Here is a 13811-nt window from a genome sequence, read left to right on the forward strand (position 1 = left end):
GGCTCAGACCTGCAGATCCGCGGGGAACCGCAGATGCCGCCGCGCGACATCGACGAATTGAGGATCGTGCCGGGCGGCCCAGACCGCGACCATGTGGCCGAGCGCGAAAAACGCGACGCCTGCGATCCACAGCTGCAGACCCAGTCCGATCGCACCCGCCAGCGTCGCGTTGGCGATGGCAAGTCCGCGCGGCGCACCGCCGAGCAGGATATGCTCGGTCAGCGCCCGGTGGACAGGGACGGCAAAGCCGTTCGGCAGAGAAGATTGACCGCTATCCATCACACCAGCGCTCCGCCGCCGAAGGAGAAGAACGAAAGGAAGAAAGAGGACGCGGCAAAGGCGATCGAAAGCCCGAAGACGATCTGGATCAGGCGCCGGAAACCTCCCGAGGTATCCCCGAAAGCAAGTGCCAGCCCGGTGGCGATGATGATGATCACCGCGACGATCTTAGCGACCGGGCCCTGGATGGATTCGAGGATCGCCTGGAGCGGCGCTTCCCACGGCATCGACGAGCCGGCGGCATGGGCGGGCGCCGCAAATGCCAGCGCAATGACGCTGCCAACGATCAAAGCGGACAGGCGCGGGTGCGCTCGCGACAAGATATGGGTCACGAATGGTCTCCTGTTGTGGATGGAAGGGGTGCGAGGACGTATTCGCCGGCGGCATCGAGTCCGCGCACTTCGGCGAGTTCGGCAAGGCGCCGCCCGGTGCCGTCGCGCACGAGCACGGCGATGATATCGATGGTTTCGGCGATCAGCGCGCGCGGCACGGTGACCACGCTTTCCTGGATCAGCTGTTCAAGCCGCCGCAGCGTGCCAAGCGCCGAGCCGGCGTGGAGCGTGCCGACCCCGCCTGGATGACCGGTGCCCCAGGCTTTCAGCAGATCGAGCGCCTCGGCACCGCGCACCTCGCCGATGGGAATGCGGTCGGGCCGCAGGCGCAGCGCCGACCGGACAAGATCGGACAAGGTGGCAACGCCGTCCTTGGTCCGCAGCGACACCAGATTGGGCGCTGCACATTGCAGCTCCAGCGTATCCTCGATGAGGACGACACGGTCGGACGTGGCTGCGACCTCGGCGAGCAACGCATTGGTGAGCGTCGTTTTGCCGGTCGAGGTGCCGCCAACCACCAGAATGTTCTTTTTCGCAGCGACTGCACCGGCAAGCGCTGTGGCCTGCCATTTGCTCATGATCCCGGTCGTCACGTAATCGGCCAGCGAGAACACCGCGATGGCTGGTTTGCGAATGGCAAAGCTGGGAGCGGCAACCACCGGGGGCAGCAGACCTTCGAAGCGCTCGCCGCCTTCCGGCAGTTCGGCGGACACACGCGGTGCGCTAGCATGCACCTCGGCGCCGACATGATGGGCGACCAGCCGGATGATCCGCTCGCCATCGGCTGCGCTCATCAGACATTCGGTCGCCGCGAGACCCTCGCCCAACCGGTCCACCCAGAGACGCCCGTCGGGGTTGAGCATGACTTCGATGACATCGGGCTCGTCGAGCCAGCGGGCGATGTCGCCGCCAAGCGCAGTGCGCAGCATGCGCGCGCCGCGCGATGAGACTTCGGATCGAAGGGGGATGACCCTCATGGACTGCCTCGGATGCGGCAACCGACCATCGGCTGCATTCGCGAGGCAGATCAAAAAGACATTACTTTGCCCTCAGGCAATAGCGATCTGCGATGAGGGTAGAAGAGCGAAGAATAAGAAAGAAAGGAAAAGGCCAAATCGGAAGGTCGCCGCCGTCCAAGCTCCAACGCCGCGCGATCATGGTTGCTTTGCATGGCCAGGTTTGGTCTTATCGGTGCACCGATTTCAATGAAGGTTGTTCCTTGCGCAGACCCGGCCCCGCCTATCTCGATTTCATGGCCTCAACTCCGGTCGATCCCTCGGTGATCGATGCGATGGCGGATGCGATGAGCAATGACTGGGGCAATCCGCATTCGGATCATGCGCATGGCCTGCAGGCCTCGAAAATTGTCGAACGATCGCGCGAAGCGCTCGCAACGCTGCTCGGTGCCGGAGAGGACGAAATCCTCTTCACCAGCGGAGCAACCGAGGCGAACAACCTCGCCATCAAAGGTGTCATGAGCTCAGCGGAACGACGCGGAAACCATCTGGTGGTGTCGTCGATCGAGCACAAATGCGTGCTGGAAGCCGCCCGTTCGCTCGTGAAAACCGGGATCGAGGTCACCGAAGTCAAACCGGGGGCAGATTGCCGCGTTCGCGCAGAAGCCATCGCGCAGGCCCTGAGGCCCGACACGGCGCTCGTATCGGTCATGCACGCCAACAACGAAACCGGCGTCATTCAACCCGTGCGCGAGATTGCCGAAATCTGTCATCGCCAAGGTGTCCTGTTTCACACAGACGCGGCGCAGACCGTCGGAAAGATCGATGTCGATTTCACTTATATCGGTGCCGATCTGCTGAGTTTCTCCGGTCACAAGTTCTACGGTCCAAAAGGCATCGGCGGGCTTGCCGTGTCGCGCGCCGAGCGGTTACGGCTCGTTCCGCAGCTTGATGGCGGTGGACAGCAGCCTCTCGGACGCAGCGGTACAGTGCCGGTTCCGCTTTGCGCCGGGCTTGCAGCGGCGGCGCGGCTTTACGAGCGCCACGGCCAGTCGGCACGCACACATATTCAATCATTACAAAGACTTTTCGAAGATCGGATCACCAGGAAGGGATGCCCTTTTACTATCAATCCGCATGCCGAGCGCATCCCGGGTTGCACAAGCCTCAGGGCCGAGGGAGTGAATGCGGAAGACATCCTCTTGCATGCCCGCGGCGAACTATCGGCATCGACAGGCTCAGCCTGCAACTCAGGCAGCATCGAGCCGTCTTACGTCCTGTTGGCGCAAGGGCTTTCCTTTGACGAGGCTTCGTCGTCCGTTCGCATCGGGATTGGCCGAACCACTTCCGAGGCGGACATTGACCGTGCCGTCACTGCGCTCTTGGCTGCGTACGAGAAAGCCTACCGCGCCGCTGCCTGAAGCCTAAAACTTCGTACAAGAGGCGCGGGCAGGGTTGCCAACTGGGGGAAATCCCCAGTAGGAACAAATCATGCTCAGAGGACCCCTTGGACAGCCCGGCGTCAAGACGCGCTTCGCGGGACATGAAACCTTCCCGCTGAGGCGGCTGTGGCTGCGCAAGGCTTACGATGCCGTCTGCGAGGATTCGGAAGCTCCGGCCCCCAATACCTTCGACAAGGACGAAGGGATCATCCGGTTCGGGGTCGGCAAGAATATGGTTGCGGCGATCAAGCATTGGGCGCTCGCGTGCCGAATCATTGAAGAAGACCCGGAGAGGGGTGTCGGTGCCTTGAAGGCAACGCCCTTCGGAGATCTCATCTTTGACCGCGATTCAGGTCTCGATCCGTTCATGGAAAGCCTCGCGACCACATGGCTGCTCCATTGGCAGATCGCCAGCAATTTCGAGCGCGCCACGACGTGGTATTATGCGTTCAACCATCTGAATGCACATGGGTTCGACCGCGACGGCATTGCCGAGCCGATCCGGCTGCTGTGTGCCCAACTCGACCGGTCGCGGGCCTCCTCCACAACGATCAAGCGCGACGTGGAATGCTTTGTCAGATCCTATGTCGCCAAGGTCGGCGCGGGCGCGGTTGACGATCAGGTGGAAACCGTACTTGGCGAACTTGGCCTTATGCGCGAAGTGTCATCGCGATCGTTCGCTTTCCGCCATGGGCCCAAGCCCGGCTTGCCCGACGGTATCTTCCTTTTTGCGCTTGCAGATTTCTGGGCGAGGCGTGCGCCCGAGCAAGCAACGCTCGCCATCGATACGCTGGTATACGAGCCCGGATCGCCGGGGCGGATCTTCAAGCTAGACGAGGATGCGCTGATCGACCGGCTTGTCGATATCGAAAGGGTCGCCAAGGGCGCCTTTCTGTGGACCGACAGCGCAGGTGTGCGCGCGATTGCCAGGCGGGGAGAAGGCCTGCCTGATCCGGCCTCCTTCATCGCCAGCGCCTATCCGCACACCAAGGCGCTCGCGGCATGACGCAGGCCTATCTCTCAGACCATGTTTCGGTCGCCCCGCGCTACCAAAGATCGATCAGGATCGATGCCGATTTTGGCCAGGCCGATCCCCTCTCCGGCTATGTACTTCAAGGATCGGCGCGCGATGCGTTGACCACCACGCTCCGCCTCGCGACAAACGGCCAGGGCGCGTTCACCTGGACGGGCCCTTACGGCGGCGGCAAGTCGAGCCTCGCGCTTGCGCTTGCCTCCTACTCGCTCGGGCGCGGGCCCGCCTACAGGGAAGCGAAGCAACTGCTTGGCGATGTGCCCGAAGTGGCCGACGTTTTCGGGCGTGCGCCCAAAGACTGGCTCTGCGTGCCGGTGAGCGGTCGGCGGGGCAACCCGGTGGCGGACCTGCGCGAAGCGGTCGCATCCGCAATCGCTGGCGAGCCGGGCCACGCTCGGACCAAGCGGTCCAGGATGGAAGCCGCTGACGGGCGCGATATCGTCGAGCGGCTGCAACGCGAGGTTGAAGCGCGTCCCAAGGGCGGGGTTCTCGTCGTTGTCGACGAACTGGGCAAATATCTGGAAGGTGCTGCCGATCACGCCGTCGACATCCATTTCTTCCAGGATCTCGCAGAGGCGGCCAATCGCAGCGAGGGAAGACTTATCGTTGTGGGCGTGCTGCACCAGGCTTTCGAGCGCTATGCGGATCGCCTCGGGCAAAGCGTCCAGGACGAATGGCGCAAGGTTCAGGGCCGCTTTGCGGATGTCCCGATCATTACGGCGGTCGACGAGGTCATCGAATTGGTCGGTCGTGCCGTCACGACAGAGCGTTCGCACCCTCAGTCGCATCAAATTGCCGCTATTGTTGCCAGCGAGATTGCCGAACGGCGACCAGGTGTGCCCAAGGATCTTGCGGAAAGGCTCGACGATTGCTGGCCTCTCAACCCTGCGGCGGCAGCGCTGCTCGGGCCGATCACCCGGCGGCGCTTCAGCCAGAACGAACGCAGCCTGTTCGGTTTTCTTGCCTCGGCGGAACCCAGCGGCTTCACCGAATTCCTTCAGCGCACGACACTCGCCTCGGGAAGAACCTTCGGACCGGCAGAACTTTGGGATTATCTGCAGGTCAATCTGGAGCCTGCGATCATGGCTTCGCCCGACGGCCATCGATGGGCACAGGCCGCAGAGGCCATAGCGAGGGCGGGCCGCGACGGCACCCACCTGCGCTTGCAGATCGCGAAGACCGTGGCGGTCATCGATCTGTTCAGCAATGGATCGGGTCTGGCAGCCTCATCCCGGACGATTGCGGCAAGCCTCGGTCATTCCGATGCGGACGTCGAAGAGCAGCTTGCCGATCTCGTGAAGATTTCGGCGCTGGTCTACCGTCGCCATCTCGGCGCCTATGCAATCTATGCCGGCAGCGATTTCGACATTGAGGGCGAAATCGAGGCCCGCATCGCCGAACGCGGGCGGCTCGAGATAGCGTCTCTGAACGATCTCGCCTCGCTGCAGCCGATTCTGGCCAAGCGGCATTACGCCGAATATGGCACGCCGCGCTGGTTCGACGCACAAATCGGCGAACTGGCGCCGCAAGGGCTTGGTCCGAAAGACGTTCGGGTTAGCGCCGGGGCTGCTGGCAAGTTCCTGCTGCTTCTGCCTGGGATCGACGTCGATCCCGGCCAAGCGGAGGCGAGTCTGATCGAAGTCTCGCGCACGGAGCATCGGCACGGTCTGCCCGTAATTGTTGGTCTTGCATCGAACAGTGCGGACATTCGCAAAACAGCGATCGAGCTCGAAGCCGCGCGAGACGTGCGCAACGAAAGCCCCGAACTGGCCGGAGATGCAGCCGCCAGGCGCGAGATCGATGCCCGCATTGCCCATTTGTCCGCGCAGCTGGAAGGTCTCCTGAGAGAGGGTTTCGAGCGCGCGCACTGGTTCGACACTGGTAAGCCGCTCGATTTGCAGTCGCTTTCCTATGGCCTGTCGCAAGCAGCAAGCGATATCGCCCGGCGGACTTTCCGGCAGGCTCCGATCGTGCATTCCGAACTCATCAATCGTCGGCGGCCTTCGAGCAATTCCAATGCGGCGTTGCGAGCCCTGTTGCATGCTATTGTAGTGGGCCGCGGCGAGCAGCACTTCGGGATCAAGGGCTATCCGGCCGAGAAGGGCCTAGCGGTTACCGTTCTGGAACGCGCGGGTCTCTATGTCCGGCAAGGCGAGCGGTGGGACTTCGTTCCGCCCGGCGAAACCAGCACGTTCGCCCCTCTCTGGTCGCTAACCGATGGCCTGCTCGAAGCCGGCGAGCAGGTTGGTGTTGCCGACATCTACCGGGCTTGGGGCGAGCCGCCTTACGGCGTGCAGCAAGGCGTGATGCCCCTATTGCTCGTGACCTATCTTTTCTCGCGCCGTCACAGCACTGCGATCTATGCGAAAGAGGCCTTCCAGCCGGCAATATCCGATCTGGTCATGGATCTTCTGCTGCAGGACCCCGACCATATTGCGCTGAGATCGGTTCCGACCGATGCCGCGAATGCGGTCGCGCTGAAGGAGTTTGCAGCCGTCGCGAGCGAATTCGTCGAAGAGGCGCCGTCGGAGGAGCCGCTCGAGATAGCACAGGCGCTCGTGCAGTTTGCGTACAGCCTTCCCAACTGGTCGCGCAAGGCGCAAGCCACGCTCTCCAAGCAAGCAATCGATGTGCGTCGCTTGTTGCTAGATGCGGACGATCCCTACCAGCTCCTCTTCGTCGACATCCCCGAAGCGCTCGAGGCTTCGGGCGAAGGCACCGCACCTGCGCTGCGCACGGTCCTGAGCGAACTTGATCACGCTTACCCAGACATGATCGAGGATCTGAAAACCCGGATGCTGGAGGGCCTGAAACACCGCGATGCAGGAAATCTCTCCGAGTTGGTGGAACGAGCCAAGCGAATAGCGGGTCACGGGGGAGACGACCTCAAGCTTCGAGGCTTCATCACGAGGCTGGCCGAGTTCGATGGGTCGACGGAAAGCATGGCGGAAATTTGCGGTCTCGTGATGGGTAAGCCGGTGACGACGTGGCACGATCTCGAGCCGAGTCGGGCGGGGATGCAGCTGTCGGAATACGCCTACCGGTTCCGCCGCGTGGAACTGTTCGGCGACAGCGACCAGCAACCGACCCAGACCGCGGTGATGGTGATGGCGGGTGTCGGGTCGACCGAACGAAGCGTCGTCCGCAGAGCACAGATTGCAACCGAGGCGCAGAAGCGCCTCGGGCCACTCCTCGACGAGATCGGCAAGACGCTCGACGCCGCACAGCTCGAGCCCGATATGGTGCTCGCCGTGATCGCGGAGCTCGCACAGCGTTATATCGAGGATGACGGCGAGCGCGATGTCACTGTGCCCATCAGCGCGGAGAAGGAAGCGTGACCGGCGAGGCGATGCATGTTCTGGGTCTGTCCGGTGGACGAGACAGCGCTGCCCTCGCGGTCTGGATGCGCGATCACCGCCCGGACATCGATGTGCGGTATTTCTTCACCGACACCGGCAAGGAGCTACCCGAGGTCTACGATTATCTCGGCCGCCTTGAGGGCTTCCTTGGCAAGCCCATTGAAATGCTCAACCCTGGTCGGGACTTCGATTTCTGGCTAGCCGAATACGGCCATTTTCTGCCTTCCCCGCGGACACGCTGGTGCACCCGGCAGTTGAAAATTCAGCCATTCCAGAAGTGGCTCAAACCGCATCTCGACGCAGGCGTGGAGGTGCATTCCTATGTCGCGATCCGCGCCGACGAACCGAGCCGTTCGGGGATGATCGCAACCCACCCCAACATGCACGTCCATTTCCCATTGAGGGAGGCCGGTCTTGACAAGGCATCGGTCATCGGCCTGCTGGAAAACTCCGGACTCGGCCTGCCGGACTATTACCGCTGGCGCTCTCGCAGCGGTTGCACATTCTGCTTTTACCAGCAGAAAATCGAATGGGTGCGGCTGATGCGCGAGCACCCGGACGCCTTCGAGGAAGCCAAGCGCTACGAAAAATCAGCCATCGAGCACGGTTCGCCGTTCACCTGGACCCAGAACGAAAGTCTCGAAGAACTGGCGCGGCCGGAGCGGGTTTCCGAGATCGAGCGTAATCATGAAGAGCGCAAGGCACAGGCGCTCGCTCGCAGAATGCCAAATCCGCTGCGAGCACGGATCACCGATGAGACGGTGGAACAGATGCTGGCCGACGAGGAGAGCGGCTGCCTCGTCTGCCACAAATAGCCAGCCGCCAGCTTTCTGCTCAACGAAGGCGCGAACCCGCACCCAGTATATGCCTCGGAGTGTCCCGGGTCCGAGAATTCTTCTATCACAATTCTGTTGCCTCTTGCCCGAGCATGCTTTTCTTACCAGCCGAAATATCGCTAGGTAATCAAAGCACATGGATACAACCGCTGGGGGTAGGGTCTCTTGACCATCGATGTAGAAAAGGCCTTTCGGGCAAATCCAAGAAGCGTCTTACAATTCCTGCAGGTCCCGGGGCAGGGTTGCTACATTCCCGCATATCAACGGGAATACCGGTGGGATAAAGAAAACGTCAATCGACTGTTCGAGGATGCGCTTCACGGCCTGAGCCTGCTCCCTGAGCGCGAGGAAACGATCAGCTTCCTCGGTACGATCATCGCGATCCACGACACCCAGTATGTGACCGTGAAGCCGCATTTCCGGAACGAGATGCCACGGCCGGTGATGACGATCATCGATGGCCAGCAGCGCATCTCGACGTTCATTCTGCTTTTTGTTGCAATTCACAATCTTCTGGCGACCTGCCTGCCCTCGGTCGAGAAAGATGACGAAGAAGGCAGCGCCTGGCTGCTTGAAGAAATTCAGAAGATGATGGCGGAACTTCGCGATTGTTTCATTCTCGACAAACGCAGCGGAAAGGCGCTCAACAGGTACTATCCACGTCTCATCAGATCCTTCGACGATGTGTGGTCTTCAAAACCGGAAGCCCGGTATTCGAGCGCGATCGCCCGCCTGATTTGGGACTACCTCAAGCATATCGAGAACGAGGAGACCGAGGCCAAGCAGTTTCGTCCGAGCGAGCCCGATGGCGAAAAAGCTTCGACGCACAAGAATGTGGCCGCCGTCTTCCGGCATATGAACAAACGCCTTCGCGACCTCGTGCAACCGCAGGAGGAGATGCCCAGCCTGATCGAGCACGCGCTCAAAGCGGGCTTCGGCGAAGCACTCTTTGGTTTCGAAGTCCCATCCGAAGTCGCCGAAAGGCTCCGCAAGGATGACGAGACGACCACGGGCAAGCGTTTCCGGCTTGCCTTTGCCGCGATCATTTTTGCTCACTATTTGCAAAGGCGAATGGCCTTCACAGTTGTCGAAAGCGAAGGCGAAGATGACGCTTTCGATATGTTCGAGGCTCTCAATACGACCGGCGAACCGCTCACCGCCTTCGAAACCTTTCGGCCCCGGGTGATCGACGCGGAAGGGCTAGAGGATTATCAATCCACCCCTTCGCACGCGGACATGCTGCGGACCGAGAAATACGTCGATCGCTACGCCAAGGACGCGAGCAAGCTGCAGCGCACGACCTCCGAACTTCTTGTCGCTTTCGCGCTCGCAGAAACGGGCCAGAAGCTGGGTAAGAAGCTCAACGAGCAACGGCGTTACTTGCGCGCACAATACGGCGATCCGGACGACAAGACCCGGACGGAATTTCGGCGGGGCTTCGTAAAGCGTTTGGGCGATGTGTCCGATCTCATGTCGACTTCGTGGGATCCTGCAGAAACCCTTAATCCCAGCTTCGGCGGCCTCTCGAACATCGACGAGCCGGCGAAGGTCGCGTTCGAGTTTCTGCGTGGACTTAAGCATACGGTCACGATTCCACCGCTCAGCAGATTTTTCGGGGCCGCATTATCCGCCGATCCGGAAGAGCGCCTTCAGAAATCGGTGGCCTTTGCCGATGCAATCAAGGCGAGCGCTGCCTTCACTGCGATCTGGCGCGGAGCATTCGGCACGACGTCGGGCATCGATGCGGTGTATCGCGATGTCATGCTTTCCGGCGACGGGCAGGCTGCCCTTGCGGCACGGCCCTTCTCAGGAAACCCATCCACCAAACGCAAGAGCGCGCTCGACATCGCACTTTACAAACGCGTCCTGTGCGATGCGCTGGAAAAGGCCGGCATTTCGGAGAAAGGGAGCTGGTCCGGTAAAGTCGAAACGAGCCTGTTAGCCAAGCACGCGACCGAGGTTGCGAAATTCCTTCTGATAGCTTCGGCGCACGACGTAGAACCCGACCTCAAGAATCCGGGTTTGGTCGTGTCAGGCAGGAAAGGTGTTCATCCAACCCTGACGCTGGACGCGTGGAACCTGCTTTCGCCCATGCAGGTCGAGCACATTGCTCCACAGCAAGGGGCTAGCACTGACTGGCCCGCTGACCTCTACGACGAGCGAGAGCTGTTCCAGACTCTGGGCAACCTCACGCTGCTGCATCGCGACCACAACATCGTGGTGTCAAATCATCCCCAACCGAAAAAGATGGCAAGCTACCGCGCCTTGGCATCGCGAACGCCCGAAGCGTTCGAGGCCGCGCGCGAAGAAGCCAGAAAGTTGGGGTATGACTTGCCCGAAAGATCGGAAGCGATCCTCGCCGAAGCAACCCACGCGAGATTGTTGATCCCGCTCGTCGAATGTCCGTCCGACTGGGACGGGGAATTTGTGCGTCAACGCTCGCGAAGGTTGGCGGAAATTGCATGGGATCGCTTACGGCCGTGGCTAGATTAAGAGACTCAAACAGCGAACTGTTTGGTCAGTGCGCTACAGCCGCGCTATGAGATAGGTGCGGTGGTCTCTTTTGACCCTCTACAAAAACAAATGATGAAAGACACGAACTGGGCCGATAGCGGTCCGTCCGGTTTTAGGCACCGGGCTGGGGAAACTGCCTTTCCGCTGACTCCCCCAATTCAGACCAGCCGCCATGGTTGCGAAGGCAAAACTTCCACTTGGAGCGCCTCTAGATGACGCGGTTTTTGCGAGATCATTTTCCGACCGCAGCGTGTTAACGAACCCCGCATGTTGCTTCCCGTGCATGGCACTGAGTACGGATAGGCGAACCTGTTGCGGCTACCGGGAGCTTCCAGGCGGCGAAGGGGCCGGGGGCGGAATGTGACCTTCCGGCATTGGCGGGGGCGGCGGGGGCTCGAGAACGCTCTCCTCTGATCGTAAATCGAGCCGACGGCCCTCTTCGCCCGATCCATCTACCAGCACGATGCTGTCTGCTCCGGTGCGGATCACTGCAGGGTTGGCGGACAGCATCATCATTACCGCTCCCGGTCCATTGCTTGTCGTGCGACCGACGGCGGGGCACGCGCTTACATCGATATCATCTGTCGCTGCCAGCCGTGCGTCTGCAGTCCATCGTATAGGAATCTGCAGATTGGGACACCGCGACCACAAAAGGCGCTCCCGCCCGATCGTTAGAACACCTGGGTCATCTCCAATCCCAAACCCGGCCGACCCCCAACCGTCGTAGGTTGTCGACATTTGCGGCACCCACCGCCCTTCAATCTCGCGGAAATCGGGCTTATGCGCCTGGCGCCAGAAATCTGGCTCAATGAGCACCAACTCACCTGTCTCGCTTCTTAGGGAAACGCGCCCCGGTCCGATGCTGCGAACTTCGGGGTTACTGCCGAAGAAAGCGAAGAAGCGCTTGTCGCGCGCTTCTCGAGCAGGTCCGCAACCTTGCAGCGTCTGCAGGCGTGTTCCGTCGCCGCTATCACGCAGGATGCCATCCGGACCGAGGGAAGCTGAATTACCAGACTGATTGCAGCCGACGTTGTAGGTTATCCTGTCATCGTCGATCTGGAGATATGCGCTGCGCCATGACGTGCCGTTTCGCCATGAGGGTGTGAAATTCTCGAACCGCTCAATGAGCCAGAACCCTTCAATCTCACGCAGAGATGTCAGCAGCCGCCCGTGCTCCGCGCCCGAGTTCTCAGCATTGCTCTCTTCGTGATCTGTAGTGCCGCAGGCCGCTAAAGAAGCGCAGCATGCGCAAGCGAGTAGAGAATTACGAATAGAGTGGGTCATTCCAACACCAACGGTTAATGGGTCGTCTGGCTCCGACATGTGGAAAATGCCGTCCCCATCCCTGTCCTCCATCGCGCTCTGCTCGTCTGGACAGAAAGCCACCTGCCATGAACAACCCCATTATCTGAGATTGACCGGGCGGGCCTTCGAGCCTGAAATTTGCCGCGAGCACTGATGCGGTGTGTCAGCAACTTCGGGGCCACTAGCGGTCCGGCTACTTTTGACCAAATTTTTCTAAAAGTGGAACTTCCGCTTCCGACCCCTGTGTGGACGGCTCTCCGTTGGCAAGGGTTAGTTTGAACTTAGCGTAGCGTGTTGAGGCGCCCATGTGTCCGGCCTTTGTGTGCGGTTCACATGGACCGCTGGCCTTGATGCCTTTCGCGCGGTTCAGGTCCCTGTCCAATTGCACGCACTTCAAAGTGCTCGGGTCGTTCGGGTTGTCCTGCTCCGGCGGTTTCAACCGGCTTGTTGCATCAGTTCATTCATGCCCCTTCCAACTCTGTTAGCGCCGCAAGGCGCGTGTCTTCAGGCGGCCTGCATCTCGCGGTAGCTCTCGCCTCTTGTCATCATCGCCCAGATGATCCGGGCGTTCTTGTTCGCCAGCGCCACCGCGGCCACCTTGGGCTTCTTGCGTTCGAGCAACTGGGCCAGCCAGGGGCGCTTCGCGCTGCTGCGCTGCGCATGGCGCACGACCGCCATCGCGCCCATCACCAGCAGCTCACGCAGATAGCCGTTGCCCGCCTTGGTGATCGAGCCGAGCCGCTCCTTGCCGCCGCTCGAGTTCTGGCGCGGGGTCAGCCCGATCCACGCCGACAGGCTCCTGCCATTGGAGAACATCGCCGGGTCCGCGACCGAGGCGACGATCGCGCTGGCGAGCAGCGGTCCGATCCCAGGGATCTTCATCAAGCGGCGACCCGCCTCGCTCCTGCGGGCATCGGCCATGATCCGCCGGTCGTTGTCGAGGATCTGCTCCTTCACCATCTCCAGCTGGCTGGCGAGCACAGCCAAGCTCTCGCGTGCCTGTGTAGGCAGGCGGTCATCGTTGGGATCGGCCACTACAGCGAGCAGGCGATCGAGGCCCAGCCTTCCGACACGCGCGGTGATCCCGAACTCGGCAAGGTGCGCGCGCAGGGCATTGGTCAGCTGGGTGCGCTGGCGGGTCAAGATCTTCCTCACCCGGTGCAGCATCATCACTGCCTGCTGCTCGGGCGACTTCACGCCAACGAAGCGCATGGTGGGCCGGGTTACCGCCTCGCAGATCGCCTCGGCATCGGCGGCATCGTTCTTGCCGCGCTTGAGATAGGGCTTCACGTACTGGGCCGGCATGAGCTTCACCTCGTGGCCCAGCGCCATCAGCTGTCTGGCCCAGTGATGCGAGGAGGAACACGCCTCCATCCCCACCAGACACGGCGGCAGCTTTGCAAACAGCTTCACGAACTGACCCCGCGAGACGCGCCTGCGCAGTACCACCGCGCCGCTCTCGTCTACCCCGTGCATCTGGAAAACCGACTTCGCCAGGTCCACGCCTACTACCGCAACTGTCTCCATCTTCGCTCTCCTTTTCCGACTCACTCGAGGGAATTATCCCCCAAGGGATGGAGAGCCGTCCACGGCAACAATTGCGGACGTTCGCTTGCCGTGAGAGGCTTGCCGGGATGCGCCTGTTTCTAGTCCTCGCCGTTGTTTCTCTTATAGCGTCTGCCAGCCTTGTTGCGGTTCCGCTCGTTTCACGCGAAGCTGTTTTGGCTCCGTTGCTAATCATCAATTGGCTCGGGT

Annotated in this window: 10 protein-coding genes; 5 read left to right on the top strand and 5 right to left on the bottom strand. The window is 61.1% G+C overall.

The window, feature by feature from the left end; translation table 11 throughout:
- Positions 1-3: 3 nt before the first annotated feature.
- Genes FHS75_RS10555 through trbB form a run of 3 tightly spaced genes read right to left on the bottom strand, consistent with a single transcriptional unit; the run spans position 4 to position 1588 of the window.
- A complete protein-coding gene (locus tag FHS75_RS10555) occupies positions 4-279 on the bottom strand; it encodes a VirB3 family type IV secretion system protein (RefSeq protein ID WP_179407685.1) in 276 nt (91 codons plus the stop codon).
- Positions 279-602 carry a TrbC/VirB2 family type IV secretion system protein gene (locus tag FHS75_RS10560; protein WP_255356053.1) on the bottom strand — a complete coding sequence of 108 codons (324 nt, stop codon included), beginning with the start codon at positions 600-602 and terminating at the stop codon, positions 279-281. Before FHS75_RS10560 ends, FHS75_RS10555 begins: the two co-directional genes overlap by 1 nt.
- A gap of 5 nt (positions 603-607) precedes the next feature.
- On the bottom strand, positions 608-1588 hold the full coding sequence (trbB, locus tag FHS75_RS10565) for a P-type conjugative transfer ATPase TrbB (RefSeq protein ID WP_066558463.1): 981 nt from the start codon (positions 1586-1588) through the stop codon (positions 608-610).
- Positions 1589-1680: 92 nt separating this feature from the next.
- Here trbB and FHS75_RS10570 point away from each other — a divergent pair, with 92 nt between their 5' ends.
- From FHS75_RS10570 to FHS75_RS10590, 5 genes are all read left to right on the top strand, one after another.
- The gene (locus tag FHS75_RS10570; RefSeq protein ID WP_082836102.1) at positions 1681-2988 is read left to right on the top strand and encodes a cysteine desulfurase family protein; all 1308 of its coding nucleotides are present in this window, start codon (positions 1681-1683) and stop codon (positions 2986-2988) included.
- A 70-nt stretch (positions 2989-3058) separates the two neighbouring features.
- Entirely contained in the window at positions 3059-4015 is a 957-nt protein-coding gene (locus FHS75_RS10575; RefSeq protein ID WP_066558474.1) for a DUF4007 family protein, read from the top strand.
- Entirely contained in the window at positions 4012-7380 is a 3369-nt protein-coding gene (locus tag FHS75_RS10580; protein ID WP_066558475.1) for a hypothetical protein, read from the top strand. The genes FHS75_RS10575 and FHS75_RS10580 overlap by 4 nt, the downstream gene beginning before the upstream one ends.
- Positions 7377-8216: a phosphoadenosine phosphosulfate reductase family protein gene (locus tag FHS75_RS10585; RefSeq protein WP_082836103.1), complete on the top strand. Its 840-nt coding sequence runs from the start codon at positions 7377-7379 to the stop codon at positions 8214-8216. Before FHS75_RS10580 ends, FHS75_RS10585 begins: the two co-directional genes overlap by 4 nt.
- 186 nt (positions 8217-8402) lie before the next feature.
- On the top strand, positions 8403-10730 hold the full coding sequence (locus tag FHS75_RS10590; protein ID WP_160734385.1) for a GmrSD restriction endonuclease domain-containing protein: 2328 nt from the start codon (positions 8403-8405) through the stop codon (positions 10728-10730).
- 339 nt (positions 10731-11069) lie between these two features.
- Here FHS75_RS10590 and FHS75_RS10595 read toward each other — a convergent pair whose 3' ends face one another.
- A complete protein-coding gene (locus FHS75_RS10595) occupies positions 11070-12107 on the bottom strand; it encodes a hypothetical protein (RefSeq protein WP_179407686.1) in 1038 nt (345 codons plus the stop codon).
- Between the two features lie 453 nt (positions 12108-12560).
- A complete protein-coding gene (locus FHS75_RS10600) occupies positions 12561-13583 on the bottom strand; it encodes an IS110 family RNA-guided transposase (RefSeq protein ID WP_067677962.1) in 1023 nt (340 codons plus the stop codon).
- Between the last annotated feature and the right edge of the window lie 228 nt (positions 13584-13811).

Source organism: Novosphingobium marinum (genome assembly GCF_013408095.1).
GTDB lineage: Bacteria > Pseudomonadota > Alphaproteobacteria > Sphingomonadales > Sphingomonadaceae > Novosphingobium > Novosphingobium marinum.